The sequence below is a fragment of the Streptomyces sp. NPDC107581 genome (assembly GCF_055657175.1).
This window is the reverse complement of the sequence record NZ_JBVKBH010000018.1, coordinates 171,423-197,163: the sequence shown is the minus strand read 5'-3', so window position 1 is coordinate 197,163 and position 25,741 is coordinate 171,423. Positions and strand designations below refer to the sequence as shown.

Genomic DNA, 25,741 nt, shown 5'->3' with positions numbered 1-25,741 from the left:
GTGACAGAGCAGACAGCAATGGCGGACAGGACCGGCGGGGGCAGGCCGAAGCCCGACGCGGCCGTCGTACGGGACGCCCTGGGAGTCGGCGTCGCCGTAGGGCTGTCCGGGTTCGCCTTCGGGGTGACCTCGGCCGGCAGCGGACTCGGACTCCTCCAGACCTGCACACTCAGCCTCCTGGTGTTCACCGGCGCCTCCCAGTTCGCCCTCGTCGGCGCGCTCGCCGCCGGGGGCAACCCGTTCACGGCCGCCGCCGGCGCCTTCTTCCTGGGCGTACGCAACGCGTTCTACGGGCTGCGCCTGTCACAGCTGCTGGCCCTCCCGCGCGCGGTGCGGCCGTTCGCCGCCCAGTGGGTCATCGACGAGACCACGGCGGTCACGCTGGCCCAGCCGACCCGGCGTGCCGCGCGGATCGGCTTCACCGTCACCGGCCTCAGCCTGTACCTGCTGTGGAACCTCACCACGCTGCTCGGCGCGCTGGGCGCGAAGGCCGTCGGAGACACCGCGGCCTGGGGCCTGGACGCGGCAGGGCCCGCCGTCTTCCTGGCCCTGCTCGCCCCGATGCTGAAGACGCCCACCGAGCGCGCGGTGGCCGGCCTCGCGGTCCTGCTGGGCCTCGGCCTGCTGCCCGTCCTGCCGGCCGGCGCCCCGGTCCTGGTGGCGGCGCTGGCGGCACCGGCCGTCCTGTTCGCCGAGGGCCGGCGCAGCGGCCGCACCCGGCAGAACGCACCGGACCGGCCGGAGGAGGAGCGATGAACACCTGGATCGCGATCGGCGTGACCGCCCTGGGCTGCTACGCCGTCAAGCTCGCCGGACTGCTCGTGCCCGCGAGCGCCGGGGAGCGCCCGCTCGTCCGGCGGCTCGCCGCCCTGCTGCCCGTCGCCCTCCTGGCCGCGCTCACGGCCCAGCAGACGTTTGCCGACGGGCACGCGCTCGTGCTGGACGCCCGGGCCGCGGGGCTCGGAGCGGCCGCCGTGGCACTGGTGCTGCGAGCCCCCTTCCTGCTGGTCGTCGCCGCGGCCGTGGTGGTGACGGCAGGGGTACGGGCGATCGCCGGGTGAGGCGGGGCCGGATCAGCCCACGAAGCGGCCGTACGCCCTGAGGGTGCACAGCGCCTCGATCGTCACGATGGGGCGCGCCTCCAGCACGGGCGCCGGCGCCCACGGACGCCGGCGGACGGGCCAGCCGCCGTCGTCCTGCTGCTCGGCGGCGAGGAAGTCCAGGGAACGCGCCATCTCCTCGTCCGTGAACCACGCGCGCGCGAGTGACTGCGGGCCCTTCGCGAAGTCGTGCGGGAAGTGGTGCTCGCCCGGGGCGCAGCCCGGCGCGAGCGGGTGCGCGTCGAGGCGGTCCTGCTCCAGCGCGGCGAGCCGCTGCTCGCGCACCAGGCGGCCCAGGCGGCCGGCGGCGGCCTCCGCGCGCGTGCGGTCGGGTGCGGAGTCCAGGAAGGCCACGGCGGCCGCCACTTCGTAGGGGTGCGGCTTCTCCAGGGACTCCACCGCCTGCCAGCAGAAGTCGGTGGCCCGGAACAGCCAGGCGTGCCACACCTCGTTGCGGTGCAGCAGGCCCACCACCGGACCCGTGGCCAGCAGTGCGCTGGGAGGGTCGTCCACGAGCGGGACGAACGGTGCCACCGGATACCCGCGCTGGCCGGGATGGAGCACCGGCAGGGCCCCGTCCGCGGTGGAGACGGAGGTCAGATAGCGGCACACGCGCTCCACGCGCTGACCGCCGCAGCGTCCGACGGCGTCCAGCACGCGCAGCGCGTGTCCGGTGGGCAGGGGCTGGCTCACGGGACCGCGGACATCGGGCTCCAGCGCGTGGCCGTACCCGCCGTCCTCGTTGCGGTAGGCGTCCAGCGCCGCGTCCACCGGATCCGCGGCGCCGTTCAGGAAGTGGTACGCGAAGAGCCGCTGCTCCAGTACGCGCGCGGTGAGCCAGACGAACTGTTCGGCGCGGAAGAGCGGGGAGCGCGCCGGGGGTGTGGAGGGGAGTGGGGAAGCTCCTGTTTCGGACATGCGACAGACCGTAGGACGGAAAGCGGTCTCGGCAAGCGGCCCCGGGCGGGCCCCACCCCCGGGCGCGGGATACTGGAGTCATGCGGTTGACGGTCTTCTGGCAGCGGATGGCGGAACACTTCGGTCCGGGGTACGCCGACACCTTCGCGCGCGATCATGTGATGACGGAGCTCGGCGGACACACGGTGAACGAGGCACTGGACGCCGGCTGGGCGGCCAAGGACGTGTGGCGCGTGGTCTGCTCGGTCATGCACGTGCCCGGGGAGAGGCACTGAGCGGCCGCGAAGGTTCCGGGCTGTCGGTGGCGTGGGCGAGACTTGGCCCGTGGCATCCACTGACGACATCGAGCCGGCACTCCGGCACGCAGCAACCCCGACCGCTACGACGCCGCCCGCCCGGCCCTCGGCCGACGGCGCCGCCGCGCCGGGCGCGCGCATGCCACGCTGGCTGCCGCGCGCCATGGTGCTCGCACTCGCGCTCGTAGCCGCGTTCCAGCTGGGCAGCTGGGCCTTCCACCAGCTGACCGGACTGCTGATCAACATATTGATCGCGTTCTTCCTGGCTCTGGCCATCGAGCCCGCCGTGAGCTGGATGGCGGCCCGCGGTATGCGCAGGGGACTGGCCACCTTCCTGGTCTTCCTCGGTCTGACGGTCGCCGTCGCGGGCTTCATCACGCTGCTCGGCTCGATGCTGGCCGGCCAGATCATCAAGATGGTCGAGGGCTTCCCGGCCTACCTGGACTCGGTCATCCACTGGGTCAACCAGACGTTCCGCACCGACCTCAGACGCGTGGACGTCCAGGAGGGCCTGCTGCACTCCGACTGGCTGCGCAAGTACGCGCAGAACAGCGCCGCCGGAGTGCTCGACGTGTCCGCCCAGGTGCTCGGCGGCCTCTTCCAGCTGCTGACGGTCTCGCTGTTCTCGTTCTACTTCGCCGCCGACGGCCCCCGGCTGCGCCGCGCCCTGTGCTCCGTGCTGCCGCCCGCGCGTCAGGCCGAGGTACTGCGCGCCTGGGAGATCGCCGTCGACAAGACGGGCGGCTACCTCTACTCACGCGGCCTCATGGCGCTCATCTCCGGGATGGCGCACTACATCCTGCTCCAGGCCCTGGGCGTGCCGTACGCGCCCGTGCTCGGTGTCTGGGTGGGCTTCGTCTCGCAGTTCATCCCGACCATCGGCACCTATCTGGCGGGCGCGCTGCCGATGCTGATCGCGTTCACCGTGAACCCCTGGTACGCGGTGTGGGTGCTGGTCTTCGTCGTGGTCTACCAGCAGTTCGAGAACTACATGCTGCAGCCCAAGCTGACCGCCAAGTCCGTGGACATCCACCCGGCGGTCGCCTTCGGCTCGGTGATCGCGGGCACCGCGCTGCTGGGCGCGGTCGGCGCGCTGATCGCCATCCCGGCGGTCGCCACGCTGCAGGCCTTCCTGGGGGCGTACGTGAAGCGGTACGCCGTCACGGACGATCCCCGGGTGCACGGACACCGCACGCGGGGGCCGGGCTCCCCCGGGATGCTCACCCGCATGCGGCGGCTGGCGGAACGGCGGCCCGGTACGGGTACGGAGGAGTCCTCGCCCTAGGGCACCCGGAGCCGACGAGAGGTCCGGGGCCCGAGCCCAGGGCACTCGGCGTCGGCTGAGAGGTCAGGGGGCCCGAGCCCTGAGGCCCTTGGAGTCGGCTGCGCGGTCAGGGGGCGAGAAGGGGCGACGACTCTGGAATGAAGGGGTCCGGACACCGCGCGGTGCGCTTGACACGAAAATCGAACATCCATTCTTATGGAATCTCGGGCGAGGCTCACGGCGGGGATTTCGACACGGTTTGGGTGGTGATGTCCCCCCGTTATCCACAGGCCGGGCCGACGTCGGGGCGCATTGTCAGTGGCAGGCGTTAGCGTCTTTGACGTGAAGCGATCGACTCAAGCAAACCGGGTGGAACCCATGGCAGGAACCGACCGCGAGAAGGCGCTCGACGCCGCGCTCGCACAGATTGAACGGCAGTTCGGCAAGGGCGCGGTCATGCGCATGGGCGAGCGGTCGAGGGAGCCCATCGAGGTCATCCCGACCGGGTCGACCGCGCTCGACGTCGCCCTCGGCGTCGGTGGCCTGCCGCGCGGCCGCGTCGTGGAGATCTACGGCCCGGAATCGTCCGGTAAGACGACCCTGACCCTGCACGCGGTGGCGAACGCGCAGAAGGCCGGCGGCCAGGTCGCCTTCGTGGACGCGGAGCACGCCCTCGACCCCGAGTACGCGCGCAAGCTCGGCGTCGACATCGACAACCTGATCCTCTCCCAGCCGGACAACGGCGAGCAGGCACTGGAGATCGTGGACATGCTGGTCCGCTCCGGTGCCCTCGACCTCATCGTCATCGACTCCGTCGCGGCCCTCGTCCCGCGCGCGGAGATCGAGGGCGAGATGGGTGACAGCCACGTGGGTCTGCAGGCCCGGCTGATGAGCCAGGCACTGCGGAAGATCACCAGCGCGCTCAACCAGTCCAAGACCACCGCGATCTTCATCAACCAGCTCCGCGAGAAGATCGGCGTGATGTTCGGCTCCCCGGAGACCACGACCGGTGGCCGGGCGCTGAAGTTCTACGCCTCGGTGCGTATCGACATCCGCCGCATCGAGACCCTGAAGGACGGCACGGAGGCGGTCGGCAACCGCACCCGCTGCAAGGTCGTCAAGAACAAGGTCGCCCCGCCCTTCAAGCAGGCCGAGTTCGACATCCTCTACGGCCAGGGCATCAGCCGCGAGGGCGGTCTGATCGACATGGGCGTGGAGCACGGCTTCGTCCGCAAGGCCGGCGCCTGGTACACGTACGAGGGCGACCAGCTCGGCCAGGGCAAGGAGAACGCGCGCAACTTCCTCAAGGACAACCCCGACCTGGCCAACGAGATCGAGAAGAAGATCAAGGAGAAGCTGGGCGTGGGTGTCCGGCCGGAGGAGCCCACCGCCGAGCCGGGCGCGGACGCGGCGGTCACCGCCACGGCCGCCGACGACGCCAAGACGGGGCCCGCCACCCCGGCGGCCGCCAAGGCCACCAAGCCCAAGGCCGCCGCAGCCAAGAGCTGACCCGTGACACGACGAACCGACTGGGCCGAGTACGAGTACGCCGCCCCCGGCACCCCGCGGGGGAGGGGCACCGGAGGCGACACGAGCTCCGTCATGGCCGGTGACGACGGGTACGGGAGCGACGGCTACGCCGGAAACGGCGGGTGCGTCGGAAACGACGGATACGGCGGGGACGAGGGGCGCGGATACCAGGACCGCGGGTACGAGGACGGCGCCAGGCACCCGGCCGACGAGCCCTACGGGGGCGGCTCGTCCGGCCGTGGTGCCCGGAGCACGGCGGGCCCGCGAGACGGGCGCGGCCGTGGCCGTGGCCGTCGGCGGGGCGGCTTCGGGGAGCCGTCCGGTGAGGACGAAGGCGCCCCCTCCTCGTCGAGGGCCGAGCGGGGGGAGTCTTCGGGGGACCCGGCTGAGCAGGCACGGGCGATCTGTCTGCGCCTGCTCACCGGGACCCCGCGCACCCGCAAGCAGCTCGCGGACGCCCTGCGCAAGCGGGAGATCCCCGAGGACGTGGCCGAGGAGGTGCTGTCCCGCTTCGAAGAGGCCGGGCTGATCGACGACAGCGCGTTCGCGGACGCCTGGGTGGAGTCCCGGCACCACGGCCGGGGGCTCGCCCGGCGCGCGCTCGCCCGGGAGCTGCGCACCAAGGGCGTCGACTCGGCGCTGATCGACGAGGCCGTCGGACAGCTCGACTCCGAGCAGGAGGAGGCGACCGCCCGCGACCTGGTCGCCCGTAAGCTGCGGGCCACGCGTGGGCTCGACCGCGACAAGCGGCTCCGGCGCCTCGCCGGCATGCTCGCCCGCAAGGGTTACCCCGAGTCCATGGCCCTGCGCGTCGTCCGCCAGGCCTTGGCGGACGAGGGCGAGGACACGGAGTTCCTGGAGGGCGAGGGGCTCTGACAGCAGCCCGGTGCTCAGCTCCGCGCCGCCGTCAACTCCTCAGTCTCGTATCCGCCCTCGGCCCTGTGCCGCCGGTGGCTCCTCAGCCTCGTGACCGGGCCTCAGCGCGGTGTCCGCTGCTCGGCCCTGTGCCGCCGGTGGCTCCTCAGCCCCGTGACCGGTCCTCAGGTGGTCAGTACCGCCGTCGAGTCCCCAGGCCCGTGCCCGGTTCTCAGCCCTGGGTCCGCTGCACCGGCAGGCCCTCCCCGCGCCAGGCCTGGAAACCGCCCACCAGGTCCGTCGCGCGGTGCAGGCCCAGTTGGTGGAGGGAGGCGGCCGCAAGGCTGGATGCGTAACCCTCGTTGCAGATGACGACGACGCGCAGATCGTGGCCGGTGGCCTCGGGGACGCGATGGCTGCCCCGGGGGTCGAGGCGCCATTCCAGCTCATTGCGCTCGATGACGAGGGCACCGGGGATCAGCCCGTCCCGCTCGCGCAGGGCGGCGTACCGGATGTCGACCAGCAGGGCCTCGCCGGTCCGCGCCGCCTCATGCGCCTCTCGTGCCTCGATGCGCCGGTAGCCCGCGCGGACCCGCTCCAGCAGGTCGTCGATGCCGACCGGCCGTATGTTCGTACCGTCGCTCACTGCCAGTCCTCCGGACGCTCGACCTGCTCCAGACGCAGCGTCTGGCCCGTACGGGTGTAACGACGGATGCGTGGCAGCGGCGGGTAGTAGGCGTGGACCGAGATCGCGTGCCGGTCGGGCGACTCGTTGAGCACCTCGTGCACATGGTGGTGGCCGAAGGCGCGGCCCTGCCCGGCGGGCAGCCGGCGCTCACGGTCCACCCCCTCGGTGAGTTCGAGGGTCTTCCAGCCGTCGGTCGGCAGCCGGGCGGCCAGCGAGGACTCCTTGAGTTCGCCGGACGCGGTGAGGAAGGCGCCGACCGAGTCGGCGTGGTCGTGCCAGCCGGTGCCGCTGCCGGGCGGCCAGCCGATCAGCCAGGCCTCGCTGCCGCCGGGACCCTCCAGCCGCACCCAGGTGCGGCCCTCCGGGTCGAGCGGGAGCGAGGCGATCAGCCCGGTGTCGGCGGCCGTGCGCCGCACGAAGTCGAGGAGGTCGGCCTGGGTCGGCACCGAGCAGGCCGCACGGGCGGCGGCGGATGCGGGAGGGGAGACAGACACGTACACCGTCCTGAAGAAGGTTCGCCGAACGGACGCACGAGGCGTCCGGAGAAAAAAGGGAGCGAATTCAGCAGGACGGGCGACACACGCAGCCCGCATAGCGGACGAGGTCCATATGGACCCTCCGCCACAGGCGCACACAGGTGTCGGTCACGATCCGGAGTACAGCACGCTGCTGCACTCCGGTCAACTCACCGTCACCATATGGACAGAGGGTGACCGGGCTCATGGTCAACGGGCGCCGGAGCCGGCCTCCGCCTCTTGCTTCACGGTGCCGCCCAGCGTCGCCTCGGCCGCCGCGTACAGGTCGGCCGGGCGGACCCCGCTCAGCGCGGTGACCAGGTGGCCGTCGGGGCGCACGAGCAGCACGCTGTGCGCGGGCGCACCCGGGTATTCCTCGGCCACCAGCAGCTCGGCCGCATGCGGCAGCGCGGTCACGGCGGCCGCGAGCCGGGGCATGATCCCGGCGGACATCCAGTGCTTGCGGTCCCACACGCCGGTGCCCGGCGCGATCAGCACGACGAGCAGCGCACCGCGACCCAGCCGGTCGCGCAGCTGTACGAAGGAGCCGTCCTCCGCCGTGACCCGGACATCGGTGACCGGTGCGCCGCGCGGGGTGTCGACCGGGATCTCGCCCTCCAGACTCCGGGGCGCGAGCGGCGAGTCGGCATACGCCCCCGGCGCACCGACCGGGCCGCGCCCGAGGTGGCCGTCGGTGAGCAGGGCATCGTGGCCCCGGGTCGCGCCGGGGACGATGTGGCGCAGCCCGCCCCCGCCGCGCAGCACCGGCAGTACCTGATCGGCGGCGCGCAACCGGGCGGCGACCACCGCGCGCCGCTCGGTCTGGTAGCTGTCGAGCAGCTTCTCGTAGTGCCCGTGGTGCCAGGCCGAGGCCAGCTTCCAGGCCAGGTTGTCGGCGTCCTGGAGGCCCTCGTCGAGCCCCTGGGTGCCGAGCGTGCCGAGCAGGTGGGCCGCGTCCCCGGCGACGAAGACCCGTCCGACGCGCCAGCGCCGGGCGAGCCGGTGGTGCACCGTGTGGACACCGGTGTCGAGGAGGTCGTACACCGGTGCGGAGTCGCCCGTCCAGCCCGTGAGGGTCTCGCGGACCTGGGCCACCAGGATCTCGGGGGTGACCAGGTCCTTGCCCGGCGGCAGCAGCCAGTCCAGGCGCCACACGCCGTCCGGGAGGGGGCGGGCGGTCACCTCCCCGGCCGAGGGCCCGGACGACCGCCACGGCGGCATCCGGTGGAGCAACGCCTGGCCCTCCCACGGAAGTTCCACGCGCAGTGCGGCGACCGCGTGCCGCTCCACCGCCGTACGGCCCGGGAAACGGATGTCCTGCAGCTTGCGCACGGTCGAGCGGGGGCCGTCGCAGCCGACCAGATAGCTGCCGCGCCACCAGATGCCCTGGGGGCCGCGGGTGTGCGCGGCGACGCCGGAACGCTCCTGCTCGATCGAGTCGAGCCGGCTGTCCGCGGCGACCTGGGCGAGTGGCTCGTCGGCGATGGCCGCACGCAGGGCGGCGGTGAGGACGTGCTGGGCGATGTGCAGCGGAGCGGGACCGCCCTCGCCGAAGGTGATCTCGCTGATCACCTGCTTGCGCCGCACCGACCGCCATCCGGCCCATCTCAAGCCGTGATCACTGAGCGCCACTCCGGTCAGCCGCTCCAGCAGGGCGGCCGTTTCCTCGCGCAGGACGACGGTGCGCGCCGGGCGCGCGTCGTCCTTGCCGGGGCCCTCGTCCAGGACGACGACCGGCACGTCCTGACGGGCCAGAGACAGCGCGAGCGTGAGCCCGACGGGCCCCGCTCCGACGACGATCACCGGGTCCACGGCGCGGTGCCCCCTGCCTGCAGCGGTGCCCTGACAGCGGTGGGTGAACAGGAAGGTGAAGCGGGGTGCACGATCACAGAACGTATGCAACCCAGTGCGCGTGCTTGCGTCAAGTGACATCGGTCGTCATACGGCTGAGTGTTGGTCAGTCGGCGACGCTGGCCTGCCAGGCGATACGGGCTGCGTGCATCCGGTTGTCGGCGCCCAGTTTCCCGCACAGGGTACGTACATGGTCCTTGACCGTCTCCGGACTGATGTGCAGGGCCTGGGCGATGGCGCGATTGGGGAGGCCGTCACTGAGGAGGACCAGGACCTCGCGCTCGCGTGAGCTGAGGCCGGCCACGCGTTCATGAGCACCGTGCCGGGAGCGGACCGGCGCGGGACAGCCGGGGATGATCGCGTCGGCGATCTCGGGGGAGAGCGCGCGGCTGCCCTCGATGACTGCGGTGAGGGCCCAGGCGAGGTGCTTGGGCGCGGAGCGGTGCAGCAGAACGCCGGCCGCGCCGCGGGCGAGAAGGGTGCGGGCGTCCCGTTCGGTCACGCGCTCCGCGATGACCAGGACGGCGGGGGCCGCCGGAACGCAGGCCACGGTTTCCACGAGCGTGAGGGAATCCCTGCCGCACGCGTCACCGCTGAGCAGAAGATCCGGGCGGGTGGCCTTCACCAGTGAGGTCGCGTCGGTGCGCCTGGACTCGGCCACGACGCTGATCCTCATGTTCAGGTGCCGGTCCAGCAGGGAATGGAGCACTGCGCGCAGTCCCGCGCGTGAGAGCGATCTGTCGTCAATTATTCCCACCCGTAACATACCGCCCCCGTGTGGTTCTGTGCGTGGTCAACGGAACGTGTGACACGCATTCGCCCGGTCATGGCGAATGACGCTCAAATGACCCTCCCGATTGTCGCTGCCGTGTGTCAAGTTCCTTTTTGGACGCTTTGGCGATGTCAACCCCCATCTCGGGGGGTCAGCTATTCACCATCCCCCGAGATGGGGGTTATCGCTCCGTCTCCTGGAACGCAGGATGGAGGCGCTTCGCAAGCCTGAGTGAAAGGAACGGAATTCAGATGGCCAATGTGGCCCGACGCGGTGTGGTGTGGGCAGCGGCCGCAGCCGCCAGTGTGCTGACCATGGGAGCGGCGAGCGTGCCGGCGGAAGCGGCTTCTTCTGCGCCCGCCGCTTCGAGTCTCAAAATCAGTTGCGGCAACCCGGTACTCAAGGTCTGGTACGACTCGGACCAGTTCGGCAAATACCTCAAGGTGTGGTTCGAGACGGCCAAGGGCTGCCCCAAGGGGCGGCAGGTCGACAACCTCGGCGGACAGATCTACTGCACGACCCCGTCTGGGCAGCCCAAGCTGGTCTATCGCGACAATGTCATGCGCGCGAAGGCCCCCGTGGAAACCCTGACGAAGGCGTTGCCGTCGAAGAGGGAATGCAAGTCCTTCTACGCCGAGGCGAAAGTCGTCTACAAGGTCGGCGACAGCAGTACGACGCCGGTGTTCAAGGACACATGGCACTGGAACTGGGGCGAATACCCGGCGTAGGCCGATCTCTCCCGCAAAGCTCACGCCCTCCTCGCTCACGTCTGGGTGCTCCCTGCGCGAGGTCCCTGAAGGAGTTTGTTCATGCGCACCACTGAAGGTACGAAGGTGAAGCGTCGCGCGGCCATGCTTCTCGGCACGGTGGTCCTGGCTTCCGCCCTGGCCACGCCTACCGCGTTCGCGGACGGCCCCTCCGAGATCTATCTCGGCAAGGTGTCCGGCACCGTCAAGGTCGGCGGGTTCCCCACCAAGTACACCTGGGTCGACAAGCAGTACCGCAGCACGTCGCTGCCCAACCTGCGCAAGCACACGATCCGCATCACCTTCCCCGGCTGTGCCGCCTGGCGGGCCCGCGCGTCCGTCAAGTGGGGGTCCAGCTACGACACCGAACAGTCGTCGACCACGGGCTGCAACAAGTCGATCCTGCTCACGCCCATAGGTGACCTGAACGCCAACGTCACACTGGGCATCCATCAGGACCCTGCGGACATGTCGGCCGCTGTTGTCATCAAGCCCGCCACGAGGAAGTGATCACCGTGTGAAGCGAGGGTGCGGGCGGCGCGACCGGCTGCCGCCCGCACCCTCGCTTCCCTGCTACTGCACCACCTGGTCGCCGTCCCCCACGGCGTCGAGCACCGTCGGCTGCTCGGCCGGCTCGGCCGCCGCTGCGACGGCGACACCCGTCTTCGTACGGCGACCCCGCCGCTCGATCCAGGTCGCGAGCGAGGAGAGCGCGAGGCACATCGCCACGTAGATCGCGCCGGCCACGATGGTGACCGCCGTGTACGGGCTCTCCCCGTTGACGATGATGTTGCCGGCCATCTGCCGGGTGGCGTACAGCAACTCGGTGTAGGTGATGACGTAGCCGAGCGAGGTGTCCTTCAGGGTGACCACCAGCTGGCTGATCATGGTCGGCAGCATGGAGCGGACCGCCTGCGGCAGCAACAGGGTCGTCATCACCTGGTACTTGCGCAGACCGAGCGCATAAGCGGCCTCTACCTGGCCCCGGGGCACGGCGCTGATGCCCGCCCGGAACACCTCGGCCTGTACACAGCCGTTGTAGACGGTCAGGCCGATGACCAGGCCCCAGAAGGCGGAATTGTCCCCGATGGCCCCGAGGTCGCCCTTGTAACTGAGGAACAGCACCCACAGGGCGTAGATGGTGATGAGCAGCGGGACCGCGCGGAACAGCTCGATGAATCCGGTCGCGAACCAGCGGACCGCCCGGTGCTCGGACACCCGGGCCACGGCGAGCAGCAGGCCGAGCAGCAGGGACAGCGTGCCGGCCACGGCGAACACCTTCAGCGTGGTCAGCACGCCGTCGCGGATCATGGTGCGCACACCGGCGTTGTTGAAGATGTTCCAGACCTTCGGATCCAGCTGGCCCTTGACGTCCAGCCGGTACATGACGAAGGCGAGCAGGCCGGCCAGCGCGAGCGAGCCGAGCACTGTGTAGAGGCGGTTGCGCAGCCGGGCCTTGGGGCCCGGCGCGTCGTACAGAACGCTCGAAGTCATCGTGCGACCCCCAGGCGCCGCTCCAGCAGCCGGAACAGGCCGCTGATCGAGAAGGTGATGACGAGGTAGCCCAGGGCCACCCACAGGAAGATCCAGGCGATGGCGTAACCCTGGTCGCTCAGCGTCTTCTGCCAGCCGAACAGCTCGGTGATGCTGAACGCGCCGGCGATCGCCGAGTTCTTGGTAAGGGCGATGAAGATGGAGCTCAGCGGCGCGACCACGGTACGCGTGGCCTGCGGCAGGACGATCAGCCGCAGCGTCTGCGAGAAGGTCATGCCGAGGGAGCGGGCGGCCTCCGCCTGCCCCATGGGCACCGTGTTGATGCCCGAACGCACCGCCTCGCAGACGAAGGCCGAGGTGTAGAAGCTCAGCGCCAGCAGCGCCTTCGTCCACGGGCTCATCCCCGGTGTGAAGATCACGGGGACGACGAACCACGCTATGAGGAAGAGCAGCGTGAGGGGCGTGTTGCGGAAGAGGGTGACCCATCCGGTGCCGAACATCCGCAGCGGAAGAACGGGGGAGACACGGAACCCGGCGACGATGACTCCCAGCACCATCGCGAGGAGTCCGCTGGCCAGAGTCAGCAGTACGGTGCCGATGAACCCGTCGCGGAAGTCCGCGAGATGGTCGAGCAATACGTTCACGGGGAGGTCCTCGTGGCGGTGTACGGGCAGGGAAGGCCGCGTCCGGGTCGGTGGCGCCGGGCGGGGCGACGGGCCGCCGCGGACCCGCAGGCACCGGGTCGGCGGCGGCCGGCTCATGTGACGCCGTGACGGCGTCACAGGGTCGCGTCAGTAGCGATCGAGGGCCGGGGGCTCCGCGTAGGTGGAGTTGGACAGGCCGAGCGTGGCGTCGTACGCCTTCTTGTAGTCGCCGTTCTTCTCGTGCTTCTCCAGCGCGCTGTTGACGGCGTCCCGCAGGGCCTTGTCGTCCTTGTTCATGCCGACGCCGTACGGCTCCTTGGTGAACGGCTTGCCGACCACCTTGAGCTTGCCGGGGCGCTGCGCGGCATAGCCCTTGAGGATCGCGTCGTCGGTGGTGACGGCGTCGACCTCGTTGTTGACCAGCTGCTGCACGCACTCGGAGTACTTCGACAGCTCGACGGTCTTCGCGCCGTACTTGGGCTTCTTGATCTCCTGGAGCGGGGTCGAGCCCTTGATGGAGCAGACCGTCTTGCCCTTGAGCGAGTCGGGCCCGGTGATGCCCTTCTCGTCCCCGCGCACGAGCAGATCCGCACCGGCCAGGAAGTACGGGCCCGCGAAGCCGACCTGCTTCTTGCGCTCGTCGTTGATCGTGTACGTGCCGACGTACAGGTCGACCTCGCCCTTGGAGATGGTGGTCTCGCGGACGTTCGAGTCCACGGTCTTGAACTCGATCTGGTCGGGCTTGAAGCCGAGGTCGGCGGCGACCATCTTGGCGATCTCGATGTCGAAGCCGGACCGCTTGCCGGTGGTGTCCTCGAAGCCCAGGTACGGCTGGTCGCTCTTGGCGCCGATGACGAGCTTGCCGGCCTGCTGGGCCTTCTTCAGTGTGGGGGAGTCGATCTTCACGTTGGATGCGACGGTGTACGTCGGCAGCTTCGGCGCGCTGGCGCCGGTGCTCCCGCCACCGGGCTGGTCGCCGGCGTTGCCGGAATCACCGCCACAGGCCGTGAGGGACATTGCCAGGGCGGCGAGGACGGCCGCGGAGGCGGACTTGTGGAACTTCATCGTGGACATCCTTCGAGTCGGCGGGGCCGGTGCTGCGTGCAACCGGACACACGGGGGCACAGGCGCCGGCGGCGCGGGTTCGGTATCGGGGGACGGGGCGGTCGGGAGGTGGTGTCAGTGGTGCAGGATCTTCGACAGGAAGTCCTTGGCCCGGTCGCTGCGCGGACTGCTGAAGAACTGGTCAGGCGCGGCCTGTTCGACGATGCGGCCGTCCGCCATGAAGACCACCCGGTTCGCAGCCGATCGGGCGAAGCCCATCTCGTGGGTGACGACGATCATCGTCATGCCCTCACGGGCGAGCTGCTGCATGACCTCGAGGACCTCGTTGATCATCTCGGGGTCGAGGGCCGAGGTCGGCTCGTCGAAGAGCATGACCTTCGGGCCCATCGCCAGCGCCCGGGCGATGGCCACGCGCTGCTGCTGGCCGCCGGAGAGCTGCGCGGGGTACTTGTCGGCCTGGGTGCCCACACCGACCCGGTCGAGCAGGGCCCGGGCCTTCTCCTCCGCCTGCTTCTTGTCGGCCTTGCGGACCTTGACCTGACCCAGCATCACGTTCTCGAGCACGGTCTTGTGCGCGAAGAGGTTGAAGGACTGGAAGACCATTCCGACGTCCGCCCGCAGCCGGGCCAGTTCCCTGCCCTCGTGCGGCAGGGGCTTGCCGTCGATCGCGATGGTGCCCGAGTCGATCGTCTCCAGGCGGTTGATGGTGCGGCACAGGGTCGACTTTCCGGACCCCGAGGGCCCGATGACCACGACGACCTCGCCACGGGCGATCGTGAGGTCGATGTCCTGGAGCACGTGCAACGCCCCGAAGTGCTTGTTGACGCTCTTCAGGACGACCAGTTCGTCGGTCGCGGCCACGTCTTCCTTGGCCACCGATACTTCGGTCATCGCTCTCAGGCTCCGTCCTGCTCGGGTTTCCGAGGACAGTAGTGAGGCGCTGTGACCTGCGTCATCACATCTGAGGGAGATCTGAGCATCACGATCCGATAGCAATCGGACACGTGTCGTAGCACTTGCCGCTTGTATGCGTATCGGCCGGGTAACGGAAGCGGCGGGCAACCGGAACCCTCTTGACGCCGTCCTTGTCCATCAGCGTCACTGCATGGTGCACGCGCGCGTGCATGCAAGTACCGAGCGCACGAAAACCATGACCGTACGATCGCTGAACCGGAGGGGGCCGGGATGAGGCTGCTGCTCGTCGAGGACGACAACCACGTTGCCGCCGCCCTGTCGGCGGTTCTCGCACGGCACGGGTTCGACGTCACCCACGCGCGCAGCGGCGAGGAGGCCCTCCAGGCGCTCGTCCCCGAGAGCGCCGGATTCGGCGTGGTCCTGCTCGACCTCGGCCTGCCCGACCAGGACGGCTACGAGGTCTGCGGCAAGATCCGCAAACGCACCAGCACCCCGGTGATCATGGTCACCGCGCGTTCCGACGTCCGGTCGCGCATCCACGGCCTCAACCTGGGCGCCGACGACTACGTGGTGAAGCCCTACGACACCGGGGAGCTGCTCGCCCGGATCCACGCCGTCAGCCGGCGCACCGCGCACGAGGACCCCGTGCCCGGCGGCGGGAGCGCACTGCACCTCGGTCCGGTCCGCATCGAACTGCCCACCCGGCAGGTCAGCGTGGCGGGTTCGATAGTCCAACTGACCCGCAAGGAGTTCGATCTGCTCGCGCTGCTAGCCCAGCGACCGGGAGTGGTCTTCCGGCGCGAACAGATCATCAGCGAGGTGTGGCGCACCAGCTGGGAGGGCACGGGCCGGACTCTGGAGGTGCATGTCGCCTCCCTGCGCGCCAAACTGCGCATGCCCGCGCTGATCGAGACCGTACGCGGCGTCGGCTACCGGCTCGTCGCCCCGGCCGCATAGCGGGGCGGGGTGCGCACCAGGCTCCTGCCGCTGCTCATCGTCCTGATGGCGGCCGTACTCCTCGCCCTCGGCGTCCCGCTCGCCGTCAGCGTGGCCGCCGCCCAGCAGCAGAAGGTTGTCGTCGACCGGATCGACGACACCGCGCGCTTCGCCGCGCTCGCCCAGTTCGTCACCGACGGGCCCACCGGCTCCCGCCGTACCGCTCCGGACGAGCGCCAGGAGACGCTCAGCCGCGAACTGGACAGCTACTACGGCGTCTACGGCATCCGCGCGGGCGTCTTCTACCGCAACGGGGCGGCGATGGGCAATGCCCCCGGCGACTGGTTCGTACCGCGGAGCGGAGAGGTCCGGGAGGCGTTCGACGAAGCGCTGCTGAGCCGCCGCAGCCACGATCCCCGGCAGGTGTGGCCCTGGCAGCGCAGCCGGCTGATCGTCGCCTCGCCGGTGATCCGGGACGGAGACGTGGTGGCGGTGGTGGTCACCGACTCGCCCACCGGGCAGATGCGTTCACGGATCCTGCGCGGCTGGCTGTTCATCGGGACCGGCGAGATCGCCGCCATGCTGCTCGCCGTCGGCGCGGCGCTGCGGCTGACCGGCTGGGTGCTCAGGCCGGTACGGATCCTGGACGCCACCACCCACGACATCGCGACCGGGCGCCTCAAGTCCCGGGTCGCCGCGGCCGGCGGACCGCCGGAACTCAGAAGGCTGGCCCGCTCGTTCAACGAGATGGCGGACAACGTCGAGGACGTGCTGGAGCAGCAGCGTGCCTTCGTCGCGGACGCCTCGCACCAGCTGCGCAACCCGCTCTCCGCGCTGCTGCTGCGCATCGAACTGCTCGCTCTGGAACTCCCGGAGGGCAATGAGGAGATCGCTTCGGTCCGCACCGAGGGCAAGCGCCTCACACAGGTCCTGGACGACCTGCTCGACCTGGCGCTGGCCGAGCACGCCGAGGCCGACCTCGCGCTGACCGACATCGGCGCGCTGGCCGAGGAGCGGGTGGCCGCCTGGTCGCCGGCCGCCGCCGCCCGGCGTGTCCGGCTGGTCGGCGGCTGCCCGCCCACCACCGCCTGGGCCGATCCGGTCACCCTGTCCAGCGCGCTGGACGCGGTGATCGACAACGCCGTGAAGTTCACTCCGGAGGACGGCACGGTCGAGGTCACCGTCTCCTCCAACGGTGACAGCTCGACGGTTGTCGTCACCGACACCGGCCCCGGCCTCACCGACGAGGAACTCGCGCGCGTGGGCGACCGCTTCTGGCGCAGCGGCCGCCACCAGAACGTGAAGGGCTCGGGCCTCGGCCTCTCCATCAGCCGCGCCCTGCTCGCCGCGGGCGGCGGCTCGATCACCTACGCGCACCACGAGCCGCGGGGGCTGCGGGTGACGGTGACGGTGCCGAGACACGCGGAGCCGGGCCAGGAGCCGCCCGAAGGGGCCTGGACGGGCCGGACGGGTGGGACGGGCCGGACGGGCCCGTCAGGCCTCAGGGCTTGACCGACCGGTAGTACCGCCGGGCGCCCTCCTGCAGGGGCAGCGGATCGGTGTAGATCGCGGTGCGCAGGTCGACCAGCTGCGCCGAGTGGACGTGGGCGCCGATGCCGTCACGGCTCTTGATCACGGTGCGGGTCACCCACTCGGTCAGCCGGGGATCCATGTCCTTGCGGGTCATCAGCAGGTTGGACACCGCGATCGTCGGCACCGTGGAGCCGTGCTGCACGGACGGGTAGGCCGACTCGGGAATGCTGGTGGCCCGGTAGTAGCGGGCCGAGTCCCCCTCGGCGTGCAGCTTGCCGACGAGGTCGCCGTCGATCGGTACGAACTTGAAGGCGGACCTGCGGGCCAGCGCGTCCAGTCCCTTCGTGGGCAGCCCGCCGGACCAGAAGAAGGCGTCGATCCTGCCCTTCTGCAGCCGGTCGGGCCCGGTGTCTATGCCGTCCGAGAGCGGAGTGATGTCCTTGTGCGGGTCGATGCCCGCGGCCCTGAGCACCCGGTTCGCGATCAGCCGCACCCCGGAGTCGGGCAGGCCGATGGCCACCCGCTTGTGCCGCAGGTCGGCGACGCTGCTGATCCGCGAGTCGCGCGGCACGATCAGCTGGAGGTAGTCGTCGTAGAGCCGGGCCACACCACGCAGCCGGCCGGCGCCGCTGAGGTCCTGCGCCTCGTACGTCTCCACCGCGTCGGCCGCCGCGATGGTGAAGTCGGCCTTTCCGGTCGCCACCCGCTGGACGTTCTCCTGCGAACCGGCGCTGTTCAGCAGCTTCACCGTGAGGCCGGGCATGTCCCTGCCCAACTCGGTGCGCAGCCGCTCGCCGTACTCCTGGTAGACCCCGCGCGGCGTGCCCGTGCTGAAGACGACCGTCCCGCTCGGCGGCGTCTCGCCCAAGGGCAGCAGCCACCACAGCAGCAGCCCGAGGGTCACGACGCCGACGGCCGCACCCTGGAGCGCCCGGCGCCTGCTGATACGGGGGAACACCTTGGACATGCGGGCGATCCTGCCAGGCCCCGCACGGGACTGACCAGGGCCGGGGTCACTCCGGGGCTCCCGGGAAGCGGGAGGGCGCTGTCGGTGGCGGCCGATAGAGTCGTCGTATGAGCCATTCGCCCGCCCGCCTCGTCCAGGAATTCCACCGCGCCTTCGGCCTCGACGCCCGCAGCACACCGACCGAGGTGAGTGCCGAACTGGCCGCGCACCGCGGCGAGCTGCTCGCCGAGGAGGCCGAGGAGGTCGCCGAGGTGTCGGTCCAGGGCCCGCTGGACCGGCTCGCGCACGAGCTGGCGGACGTGGTGTACGTGGCGTACGGCACGGCCCTGGTCCATGGCGTCGACCTCGACGCGGTGATCGCCGAGATCCACCGCGCCAACATGAGCAAGCTGGGTCCCGACGGGGAAGTCGCCCGCCGTGCCGACGGCAAGGTCCTCAAGGGCGAGCACTACCGGGCGCCGGACGTGTCGGCCGTCCTGCGCCGCCAGGGCTGGATACCGGGCGGCGCAGCCTGACGTCCGCGACGGCGCCTACGACGGCAGGGAGCCGCCCGCCAGCTTCCATTCGCGGTGCAGCGTGCCCAGTGGGACGCTCCGCTGCAGCACCGGCGTGCCGAATATGGACAACTGGAGCCGCAGGGTGCCCGACAGGTCGACGCCGCCGTACAGCGCCCAGACACCCTTGGCCTGCACACCGGGGGTGTCGGAGGAGGCGGTGACCGTTCCGGACGCCTCGCCGCGCAGGTACGGCGCCAGGTCGGCGGTGACGCCGACGGCGCCGTAGAGGCCGACGGACGCCTCGGCGCCGAGGGCGGTCTTCACGCTTCCCGCGGTGGTCAGGGAGGCCTGTACGGGCGTGCTCTTCATGTCCGCCGAGCTGACCGGCGTCCAGCCCTTGGCCGGCCCGAAGCTGCCGCCCGCCTTGAAGTCGCCCTTGAGGCTCTGCTCGACGTCGACGGTGACGTGTCCGTCGCCGCTGATCTGGACGTAGCAGGTCAGGTCGAGGTTGACGACCACGGGGACGGGGCCCACCTGCAGGACGGGGTCGGCATGCAGCTTGGCGAACGGGATCCGCAGCGGGGTTCCGGTGGCCGCGGCGGCCCGGCCCTTCACGGCCCACCCCGAGGCCCAGTCGCCGGAGACGCCGAGGTACGCCGAGCCCGGCGCCGCGTCGGTCCCGGCACCGCCGTAGGTGAAGTCGACCTGGGGAGCCACCTGGACGAACCCGGACACCGAGGCGGTGGCCGTCGCCGGGGCGTCCTTGGACGTCGGCACCGAGGCGCCGACGTCGAGGCGGAGGCTGCCGAGCGGCACGGTCGCGCCCTTCGGGCCGACGTGCACGTCACCGGTCTTGGACCAGGAGACCTTGACGTCGGGCAGCAGCTTGTCGACGGTGAAGGACGACGGGTCGACCGGCACGGTGCCCTTCGCCGTGTCGTCGCCCAGCAGCGCGTTCAGCGCCGCCGGTTCGGTCTGGACCTCCGTACCCCGGTCGGTCTCGCCGATCACCTTGGTGACCCTGGCGAGCAGCCCGTGCGGGGCCCCGGGCGCCGGGGCGCTGGCGATGACATCGCCCACGACGGCCTCGTGCGGCGCCGCCGAGGAGGTCGGGGAGGTCGGGGAGGCAGTGGCGGAGGAGGTCGGGGAGGGGGCGGCGGAGGCCGTGGGAGTCCGCGAAGTCCCGTGCGCCGCCTGCCCCTTGGAGATGACGGCACGACGGGTGCGGCCGTCGTAGGAGCTGATGGTGAGCTTGGTCCTGTGCGCCTGCCTGCCCGAACCGGCCGGGCCGGCCGTGGCGGTGGCGGCGGGCGCGGGGGCGGCCCCGACGGTGAGCCGGTGGTCCGTGGGGCCTTCGGCGGCCCGGATGTCCTGGCCGTGGCCCGCCGCCGACGGTTCGGCGTGCGGCGGGGACGAGGAGCACCCGGCGGCGAGGAGAAGGGCGGTCACGGCGAAAGCGGGCAGGAGGGCACGCCTGTGCCTCGTGCGTCTGCGCAAGGTCGGTCCTGTGAGAGGTGGGGGGTGACGAAGATGCACCGACAGCGGCAGGGGTCTACGAATGAGTAGAACCAGCCGGTAACTCGGTGATGGGCCATGAGCATGCCATGGCGGTGGGCACCGTTCCCTCACAATCCGGCCACAACGCAACGTGACCTGAACCACGGTCAGTTCAGGCCGTGCGGTGGCTGGTTCTCAGACGGGCGTCTGGAGGGGGGGCGAATGGCCCGTGGTTGGCGGGGCTCGCCCGCCACTTTGGGGGCAGGCCCCGGCGACACTTCGGGGGCGGCCCTGGAGACCCCGGCGACCATGACGACTCCGACGGCCGTGACGGCTCCGGCGACCATGGCAGCAGCCCCGACGGTCCCGGGAACCCCGGCGACCGTGGCGGCCCCGACGGTTCCGGGAACCCCGGCGACCATGACGGCCCCGACGGTTCCGGGAACCCCGGCGACCATGACGGCCCCGACGGTTCCGGGAACCCCGGCGACCGCGGCGGCCAAGACCCGGCCGCCGAACGGCCGCCGAACGGATCAGCGGGGTGCGCCGCCATGGCCGGGCAGGCCGGTGCCGCCGAGCCGGGTCAGCAGGGGGGACAGCAGGGCGAGATCCCCTTCGCTCCACGCGGGGCCCGCGAAGATCTCGGCGGCGGTCTCCTCGGCCGTGGCCAGCATCTCCTTCAGCCGCAGCTTGCCGGTCCCGGTCAGCGACGCATAGGCCACCCGCGCGTCACGGGCGTCCGGCTCGCGGGTCACCAGCCCGATCCGCTCCAGGGGTGCAAGCCCGCGGGTCACCCCGGATGCGGTCAGCCCCAGGGCCTCGGCCAGGTCGACCCGGCGCATCCGGCCGCCCGGCGCCTGACCCAGGCGCAGCAGCATGGTGAAGTCGGCCAGACTCACGCCGTGCAGTCCGCCGAGCCGTGCGTCGAAGCGCCGTACGAGAGCCGCCTGCGCCCGCACCAGCCGCAGTGAGGTGTCGAGGGCGTCGGTCACTGCCGTTTCCACCCCCGCGCATCGGCCCCGCTCGGCGTATCACTCATCGCATCGGTCCTGGTCATTGCTGTCTCCTTGAGTGCTCAAGTTTATGCGCCGTTGGAACGAGCGGCTCGTCGCTGCCGCTTCCCCAGGGGCGCCTGGGAGAGGTCCTCCGCGCTGGACCGCAGGTTCTTGAAGCCGAAACCGCGCTCGGTCAGCCACGACTTCGCCGCCTCCTCGGCCCGCTCGGTCGCCTCCAGGACGTCCTCCTCTTCCTCCCCGGTGGCCGAGAAGCGGAAGACGAAGGCGGTCCGGGCGGCGATGTCGTAACTGAGGTGCCCCTCGGGCGTGTAGGCGGCGTGCAGCACGTCGTGCTCGGCGGCGTCGGCCAGCAGGCCGGCCCGCTGGGCGGCGCTGAGCCCGTCGAAGACGCCGCGGACGGTGATACGAAAGGTCCGGGTACTCATTGCGCGACCTTAGGCGGATCGGCGGGCGGGCCTCCACCGGGTTTACGGGCACCGGGCCCGCCGGGGACCACAGCGGGACCGCGAGGAACGCCAGAACCGCGAGGAACGCCAGGACCCGCAGGACCCGCAGGACCGGTAAGGCAGGCGGGTTCGACGGGACCGGCGGGACCGATGAGGGCGTCGGTGCCCGCGACACCGTCGACGCCGGCGGTACCGGGGTCGCGTGGCTCACCGGCGGCGATGGCACACTGCTACTAGACTTCAGAGGGAAGCCCGGCCTCCCGGCGGTGTGGCCGGTGTGGGAAGGCGGTGGCGTTCCGTGCCGTACGTGGCTGTGAGCGCACTGAGCCACCCAGGGCTGCTCCGTGAGCGGAACGAGGACAGCCTCGTCGTAGGGCCCTGGACTCTGTGCGCCACCGTGACCGAGAGCCCGCAGACCCTGCTCTTCCCGCTCGGCACGCCCCTCGTCGTCGCCGTCGCCGACGGACTCGGCGGACACCCCGGCGGCAACGTGGCCAGCGCTCTCGTCGCCCGTCGGATCGCTTCCACGGGGACCGCCCTGAGCAACGAGGAAGCCGTCCGCGAGACCTTGGACGCCTGCAACCGTGCCGTGTACCGGGCCGCCGGAGGCGATGCGGGAAGCGACTTGGCCGCCATGGGGACGACGGTCGCCGGAATCGTCGTGCAGTCCGACGGGCTGCTGGTGTTCAACGTGGGCGACAGCCGGGTCTTCGTGGTCTCCCCGGACGGGCTGCGTCAGTTGAGCGTCGACGACAGCCCACCGCTCGAACCCGGGCAGCGCACCACGTCCATCGTCACCCAGTGCCTCGGCGGCAGCCCCACCTACCGCCCCGTCCGCCCCCATGTGGCATCCGTGCCCCTGTCGCCCGGTCACCGCTACCTCATCTGCACCGACGGTCTGACCGATCCCGTGCCGCCGGAGGTGCTCGACGACGTGCTGCGGGAGCACGGCGACAGCCGCGCGGCGTTCGAGCTGTGGAAGGCCGCCATCGCGGCAGGCGGTCCGGACAACATCACGCTGGCCGTCGTGCACGTCATGGACGAGTAGAGGTGCCGGCCGGGCCGGATCGAGGCCGTGAGGGAACCCGCGGCGGAAGGCATTCCGCCCACGGACAAACCCCTGGTCATCAACACCGCCACACCGGGCGCGTCGGCCAGGGTCGGCATCGGGACGGTCCCGCCACCGGTGACCGTCCCGTTCGTACCACCCGCCGACGACCCGCTGCTTCAGCTGCCGGGCCTGATCGGTTACTACCGCGCCGACGCGCTCGGCCTGTGGGACGGCGCCCCGGTGACCAGCCTCACCGACCTCGGTTCCGCAGGCCACCACGGCACCCCCGTGGGCAGCCCGGCCGTGCTCGAGGCCTCGGTGGCAGGCGGTCTCGTGGGCCTGCGCTTCACCGGCGGCCGGTACGAGTCCGCCGGGACGGCGGGCACGACCGGCGCCGCGACCTGGTTCTTCGTCGCCCAGCGGCTGCCGTTCTTCGACTCGGCCCCCAGCCGGCGCGGTTCGCTGCGCACCAACGGGCAGGGCTGGCAGCTGGACTTCCTCCTCCGGACGAACTCCGGCGAATCCGACACGGACTGGGCGGTCTACACCGTCCGCTGCTCGGCCGGACCCGCCCGCCGCCTCCAGACCTTCGCCAACGGCTACCCGTACGACCTGCGCAGGAACGACCGGGTCCGCACCGTCGCGTGGTCCACCCTGGTGCTGAGCCACCGCGACGACGTGAAGTTCCGGGGACTGCTGGCGGCCGCGGTCATCTGCGACGCGGCTCTGAGCGACGAGCAGGTGACCGCCACCTGCCGGTACCTGCTGCACCGCTGTCGCATCCCGGTCTGAGGGCGTTGCAGGAGACCGCGGTCGGGACTGCGGCCCGTTCCGCCGGCGGAGCGGATCAGAAGGGCTTGGTCGGCAGGTACTTGCCGTCCAGGGTGATGACGGCGCGCTCGCCGCCCTCGGGGTCGGCGACCTTCCGCACATCGAGCTTGAAGTTGATCGCGGAGATGATGCCGTCGCCGAACTGCTCGTGGACCAGGGCCTTGAGGGTGGTGCCGTAGACCTGGAGCATCTCGTAGAAGCGGTAGACGGTCGGGTCGGTCGGGACGCCGCCGGGGATCGAGCCGCGGGTGGGGACGGTCCGGAGCAGCAGCGCCGCGTCCTCCTCCAAGCCCAGCAGCTCGACGACCGCCTTCGCGGAGCTCTCCGGCAGGGGGTGCTGGCCGAGGACGGCGGCGGTGGTGAAGGCGACCGACAGGCCGGAGGCGTCGGCGATCTGCTGCCAGGAGAGGTTCCCGCGGGTCTTGGCCTCCACGGCCTGAACGGCCAGGGCCCGGCGGGCGGCGGGGTCGAACTGGGCGTGCATCATGAGCGGGTTCCTTTCGGTGTGTGCCCCTTCGCGCAGCGTGCGCGCGGCGGGCGGGTTCAGGGGCGGTGGTCCCGGGGCGTGCCGTCGGGGCCGGCCCGGGGAGCCGGGGTCAGGCCGCGCGTGCGGCGGGAGAGCCGGTGGCCTTCAGTTCCTCGACGCGGCCGGTGGCGATGTCGAAGACCCAGCCGCGCACGGTGACCTTCTGCTCGGCCAGGGCGCGGGCGACCGACGGGTGCGTGGCCAGGTTCGCCAGCTGGGCCAGTACGTTCTGCCGCACCAGGGCCGGCACGTCCTCGGCGGTGGCGGTTCGGGCCACCGAGGCCTCCGCGAGCCGCAGCCAGGCGGCGACCGCCGGGGCGTCGCCCAGGTCGTGGCCGTGGGCGAGGGCGGTCATCGCGCCGCACGCGGAGTGCCCGCAGATGACGATGTCCGGCACTCCGAGCGCCGTGACGGCGTACTCGATGCTCGCCGCCACCCCGTCGGCGCCGGGGGCGAAGGCCGGGACGAGGTTCCCGGCGGTACGGATGACGAACAGCTCGCCGGGCTCGCAGCCGGTGATCAGCTCGGGGACGACGCGGGCGTCGGAGCAGCCGATGAACAGCGTGTGGGGTGTGTGGGTGGTGGCCAGGCGGGCGAAGAGCTCCTTCTTGGCCGGGAAGACGTCCTGCCGGAAACGCGCGACGCCCTGGGCGAGGTCATGCATGGGGTCACTCCCTTTCGTGGTGGCCCGGTCCCGTGGGGTCCGGCGAGATCCACCATGCATGACCTCGGCTTATAGGGTCCAAGGCGTGCTGGCCATGAGAGTCATAGCTGCCATCTATAGTTCTGGTCATGGCCTTGGAACTGCGTCATCTGCGCTACCTGCTCGCCGTGGCCGAGCACGGCAACTTCACCCGCGCCGCCGAGGAACTGCACATCTCCCAGCCCACCCTGTCCCAGCAGATCAAGCAGTTCGAACGGCGACTGGGCACGCAGTTGCTGGACCGGACCGGCCGCACCGTACGCCTCACCGACGCCGGCGAGGCGTACGCCCACCACGCGCGGAGCGCGCTGCGGGACCTGGCCGCCGCCGAGCGAGCCGTCCATGACGTGCAGGACCTCTCCCGCGGGCAGCTGCGGCTCGCGCTCACCCCCACGTTCACGGCCTATCTCGTCGGCCCGCTCATCGCGGAACTCCACACCCGCCACCCCGGCATCACCCTCACGGTGCGGGAGACGACCCAGGACCACATCGAAGCCGGTCTGCTGGCCGACGAGTTCGACGCCGGCATCGCCTTCCAGGGGCCCCATCTGCCCGGAATCACCGCCACCGCCCTGTTCACCGAGGCGCTCACCCTGGTCACCGGCGCCCACCACCCTGCCGCCGGCCGGCTCGGCCCGCTACCGGCGCGAGATCTCGCCGCTCACCAACTGGCCCTGCTCAGCGGCGACTTCGCCACTCGCGGCCACATCGACGCCTACCTCGAACAACACCGCGTCAGCCCCCGCATCGCCGTCGAGGCCAACTCCATCCAGGCCCTCACCGAGGTCGTCCAGCGCACCCCGCTCGCCACCGTCCTCCCCGACGCCGTCACCCACGACATCCCCCGCCTCACCCCCGTCCCGCTCGACCCCGCCCTCCCCACCCGCACCGTCACCCTCCTGCGACGCACCGGCGCCTACCAGAGCGCCGCCACGCGCGCCTTCACCCACCTCACCCAGGGCCTCGTCCGCACCCGCGGATACGCGCCGGCCCCTTGACCACGCCACCGATCACCCGACCGGCCTTCCTCCGGCGCCTGCACTGGAAGCGCTCGGGCATCTGCACCGGAGTACTCGGGCACCTGC

General features: G+C 71.2%; 30 protein-coding genes. 14 read left to right on the top strand and 16 right to left on the bottom strand.

Annotated features, from left to right (window positions below; all coding sequences use genetic code 11):
• Positions 1-756 (top strand): AzlC family ABC transporter permease, encoded by a 756-nt coding sequence (locus tag ACZ7P3_RS35790; protein WP_472088132.1) that lies wholly within the window; start codon positions 1-3, stop codon positions 754-756.
• Positions 753-1,061: an AzlD domain-containing protein gene (locus tag ACZ7P3_RS35785; protein WP_472088130.1), complete on the top strand. Its 309-nt coding sequence runs from the start codon at positions 753-755 to the stop codon at positions 1,059-1,061. The genes ACZ7P3_RS35790 and ACZ7P3_RS35785 overlap by 4 nt, the downstream gene beginning before the upstream one ends.
• Before the next feature lie 12 nt (positions 1,062-1,073).
• Here the strand turns inward: ACZ7P3_RS35785 and ACZ7P3_RS35780 are convergent, their stop codons facing one another.
• Positions 1,074-2,018: a prenyltransferase/squalene oxidase repeat-containing protein gene (locus ACZ7P3_RS35780; RefSeq protein WP_472088128.1), complete on the bottom strand. Its 945-nt coding sequence runs from the start codon at positions 2,016-2,018 to the stop codon at positions 1,074-1,076.
• A gap of 80 nt (positions 2,019-2,098) precedes the next feature.
• Here ACZ7P3_RS35780 and ACZ7P3_RS35775 point away from each other — a divergent pair, with 80 nt between their 5' ends.
• The 4 genes from ACZ7P3_RS35775 (at position 2,099) to recX (ending at position 5,984) form a co-directional block, all read left to right on the top strand.
• Positions 2,099-2,293 (top strand): DUF3046 domain-containing protein, encoded by a 195-nt coding sequence (locus ACZ7P3_RS35775; RefSeq protein ID WP_472088127.1) that lies wholly within the window; start codon positions 2,099-2,101, stop codon positions 2,291-2,293.
• A gap of 49 nt (positions 2,294-2,342) precedes the next feature.
• On the top strand, positions 2,343-3,599 hold the full coding sequence (locus tag ACZ7P3_RS35770) for an AI-2E family transporter (protein WP_472088125.1): 1,257 nt from the start codon (positions 2,343-2,345) through the stop codon (positions 3,597-3,599).
• Between the two features lie 357 nt (positions 3,600-3,956).
• Complete coding sequence (gene recA, locus ACZ7P3_RS35765) at positions 3,957-5,087, top strand: recombinase RecA (protein WP_472088123.1); 1,131 nt, start codon at positions 3,957-3,959, stop codon at positions 5,085-5,087.
• 3 nt (positions 5,088-5,090) lie between these two features.
• Positions 5,091-5,984, top strand: coding sequence for a recombination regulator RecX (gene recX, locus ACZ7P3_RS35760; protein WP_472088122.1), 894 nt, complete (start codon positions 5,091-5,093; stop codon positions 5,982-5,984).
• Between the two features lie 211 nt (positions 5,985-6,195).
• Here recX and ACZ7P3_RS35755 read toward each other — a convergent pair whose 3' ends face one another.
• The 5 genes from ACZ7P3_RS35755 to ACZ7P3_RS35735 all read right to left on the bottom strand — a co-directional run bounded on the left by ACZ7P3_RS35755 (position 6,196) and on the right by ACZ7P3_RS35735 (position 9,726).
• A complete protein-coding gene (locus tag ACZ7P3_RS35755; protein ID WP_472088160.1) occupies positions 6,196-6,615 on the bottom strand; it encodes a rhodanese-like domain-containing protein in 420 nt (139 codons plus the stop codon).
• Positions 6,606-7,145, bottom strand: coding sequence for a cupin domain-containing protein (locus ACZ7P3_RS35750; protein WP_472088120.1), 540 nt, complete (start codon positions 7,143-7,145; stop codon positions 6,606-6,608). The genes ACZ7P3_RS35755 and ACZ7P3_RS35750 overlap by 10 nt, the downstream gene beginning before the upstream one ends.
• Positions 7,146-7,212: 67 nt before the next feature.
• The gene (locus ACZ7P3_RS35745) at positions 7,213-7,374 is read right to left on the bottom strand and encodes a putative leader peptide (RefSeq protein WP_472088118.1); all 162 of its coding nucleotides are present in this window, start codon (positions 7,372-7,374) and stop codon (positions 7,213-7,215) included.
• Between the two features lie 2 nt (positions 7,375-7,376).
• Positions 7,377-8,978 (bottom strand): FAD-dependent monooxygenase, encoded by a 1,602-nt coding sequence (locus ACZ7P3_RS35740; protein ID WP_472088116.1) that lies wholly within the window; start codon positions 8,976-8,978, stop codon positions 7,377-7,379.
• A 145-nt stretch (positions 8,979-9,123) separates the two neighbouring features.
• The gene (locus ACZ7P3_RS35735; protein ID WP_472088114.1) at positions 9,124-9,726 is read right to left on the bottom strand and encodes a response regulator transcription factor; all 603 of its coding nucleotides are present in this window, start codon (positions 9,724-9,726) and stop codon (positions 9,124-9,126) included.
• Positions 9,727-10,040: 314 nt separating this feature from the next.
• On the opposite strand from ACZ7P3_RS35735, the gene ACZ7P3_RS35730 reads away from it, so the two are divergent.
• Together ACZ7P3_RS35730 and ACZ7P3_RS35725 are read left to right on the top strand one after the other, a co-directional pair.
• Positions 10,041-10,517 (top strand): hypothetical protein, encoded by a 477-nt coding sequence (locus ACZ7P3_RS35730; protein WP_472088112.1) that lies wholly within the window; start codon positions 10,041-10,043, stop codon positions 10,515-10,517.
• A gap of 81 nt (positions 10,518-10,598) precedes the next feature.
• Positions 10,599-11,045, top strand: a complete 447-nt coding sequence (locus ACZ7P3_RS35725) for a hypothetical protein (protein WP_472088110.1) — start codon at positions 10,599-10,601, stop codon at positions 11,043-11,045.
• A 63-nt stretch (positions 11,046-11,108) separates the two neighbouring features.
• Here the strand turns inward: ACZ7P3_RS35725 and ACZ7P3_RS35720 are convergent, their stop codons facing one another.
• The 4 genes from ACZ7P3_RS35720 to ACZ7P3_RS35705 all read right to left on the bottom strand — a co-directional run bounded on the left by ACZ7P3_RS35720 (position 11,109) and on the right by ACZ7P3_RS35705 (position 14,629).
• Positions 11,109-12,029, bottom strand: coding sequence for an amino acid ABC transporter permease (locus ACZ7P3_RS35720; protein ID WP_472088109.1), 921 nt, complete (start codon positions 12,027-12,029; stop codon positions 11,109-11,111).
• A complete protein-coding gene (locus ACZ7P3_RS35715) occupies positions 12,026-12,673 on the bottom strand; it encodes an amino acid ABC transporter permease (RefSeq protein ID WP_472088107.1) in 648 nt (215 codons plus the stop codon). The genes ACZ7P3_RS35720 and ACZ7P3_RS35715 overlap by 4 nt, the downstream gene beginning before the upstream one ends.
• 147 nt (positions 12,674-12,820) lie before the next feature.
• Positions 12,821-13,738, bottom strand: coding sequence for a glutamate ABC transporter substrate-binding protein (locus tag ACZ7P3_RS35710; protein ID WP_472088105.1), 918 nt, complete (start codon positions 13,736-13,738; stop codon positions 12,821-12,823).
• 114 nt (positions 13,739-13,852) lie between these two features.
• The gene (locus tag ACZ7P3_RS35705) at positions 13,853-14,629 is read right to left on the bottom strand and encodes an amino acid ABC transporter ATP-binding protein (RefSeq protein WP_472088103.1); all 777 of its coding nucleotides are present in this window, start codon (positions 14,627-14,629) and stop codon (positions 13,853-13,855) included.
• Between the two features lie 294 nt (positions 14,630-14,923).
• Here ACZ7P3_RS35705 and ACZ7P3_RS35700 point away from each other — a divergent pair, with 294 nt between their 5' ends.
• A complete protein-coding gene (locus ACZ7P3_RS35700) occupies positions 14,924-15,610 on the top strand; it encodes a response regulator transcription factor (RefSeq protein ID WP_472088102.1) in 687 nt (228 codons plus the stop codon).
• A 9-nt stretch (positions 15,611-15,619) separates the two neighbouring features.
• Complete coding sequence (locus tag ACZ7P3_RS35695; RefSeq protein WP_472088100.1) at positions 15,620-17,101, top strand: sensor histidine kinase; 1,482 nt, start codon at positions 15,620-15,622, stop codon at positions 17,099-17,101.
• Here the strand turns inward: ACZ7P3_RS35695 and ACZ7P3_RS35690 are convergent.
• Positions 17,091-18,089, bottom strand: coding sequence for a TAXI family TRAP transporter solute-binding subunit (locus ACZ7P3_RS35690; protein ID WP_472088098.1), 999 nt, complete (start codon positions 18,087-18,089; stop codon positions 17,091-17,093). The two genes, ACZ7P3_RS35695 and ACZ7P3_RS35690, sit on opposite strands and share 11 nt — an antisense overlap.
• A gap of 107 nt (positions 18,090-18,196) precedes the next feature.
• Here ACZ7P3_RS35690 and ACZ7P3_RS35685 point away from each other — a divergent pair, with 107 nt between their 5' ends.
• Positions 18,197-18,604: a pyrophosphohydrolase domain-containing protein gene (locus ACZ7P3_RS35685; protein WP_472088097.1), complete on the top strand. Its 408-nt coding sequence runs from the start codon at positions 18,197-18,199 to the stop codon at positions 18,602-18,604.
• Positions 18,605-18,619: 15 nt separating this feature from the next.
• Here ACZ7P3_RS35685 and ACZ7P3_RS35680 read toward each other — a convergent pair whose 3' ends face one another.
• The 3 genes from ACZ7P3_RS35680 to ACZ7P3_RS35670 all read right to left on the bottom strand — a co-directional run bounded on the left by ACZ7P3_RS35680 (position 18,620) and on the right by ACZ7P3_RS35670 (position 21,524).
• The gene (locus ACZ7P3_RS35680) at positions 18,620-20,035 is read right to left on the bottom strand and encodes a hypothetical protein (protein ID WP_472088095.1); all 1,416 of its coding nucleotides are present in this window, start codon (positions 20,033-20,035) and stop codon (positions 18,620-18,622) included.
• Between the two features lie 581 nt (positions 20,036-20,616).
• On the bottom strand, positions 20,617-21,075 hold the full coding sequence (locus tag ACZ7P3_RS35675; protein WP_472088094.1) for a MarR family winged helix-turn-helix transcriptional regulator: 459 nt from the start codon (positions 21,073-21,075) through the stop codon (positions 20,617-20,619).
• 89 nt (positions 21,076-21,164) lie between these two features.
• Positions 21,165-21,524 (bottom strand): DUF6204 family protein, encoded by a 360-nt coding sequence (locus ACZ7P3_RS35670; RefSeq protein ID WP_472088092.1) that lies wholly within the window; start codon positions 21,522-21,524, stop codon positions 21,165-21,167.
• Positions 21,525-21,843: 319 nt separating this feature from the next.
• On the opposite strand from ACZ7P3_RS35670, the gene ACZ7P3_RS35665 reads away from it, so the two are divergent.
• Both ACZ7P3_RS35665 and ACZ7P3_RS35660 read left to right on the top strand, forming a co-directional pair.
• Entirely contained in the window at positions 21,844-22,593 is a 750-nt protein-coding gene (locus ACZ7P3_RS35665) for a PP2C family protein-serine/threonine phosphatase (protein ID WP_472088090.1), read from the top strand.
• Positions 22,594-22,620: 27 nt separating this feature from the next.
• Positions 22,621-23,388, top strand: a complete 768-nt coding sequence (locus ACZ7P3_RS35660; RefSeq protein WP_472088088.1) for a hypothetical protein — start codon at positions 22,621-22,623, stop codon at positions 23,386-23,388.
• A 55-nt stretch (positions 23,389-23,443) separates the two neighbouring features.
• On the opposite strand, the gene cynS is transcribed toward ACZ7P3_RS35660, so the two are convergent.
• Together cynS and ACZ7P3_RS35650 are read right to left on the bottom strand one after the other, a co-directional pair.
• Entirely contained in the window at positions 23,444-23,914 is a 471-nt protein-coding gene (cynS, locus tag ACZ7P3_RS35655; RefSeq protein WP_472088087.1) for a cyanase, read from the bottom strand.
• A 109-nt stretch (positions 23,915-24,023) separates the two neighbouring features.
• Complete coding sequence (locus ACZ7P3_RS35650) at positions 24,024-24,617, bottom strand: carbonic anhydrase (protein WP_472088085.1); 594 nt, start codon at positions 24,615-24,617, stop codon at positions 24,024-24,026.
• Between the two features lie 128 nt (positions 24,618-24,745).
• Between ACZ7P3_RS35650 and cynR the strand changes: the two genes are divergently transcribed.
• The gene (gene cynR, locus ACZ7P3_RS35645) at positions 24,746-25,654 is read left to right on the top strand and encodes a transcriptional regulator CynR (RefSeq protein ID WP_472088083.1); all 909 of its coding nucleotides are present in this window, start codon (positions 24,746-24,748) and stop codon (positions 25,652-25,654) included.
• The last annotated feature ends 87 nt before the right edge of the window (positions 25,655-25,741 follow it).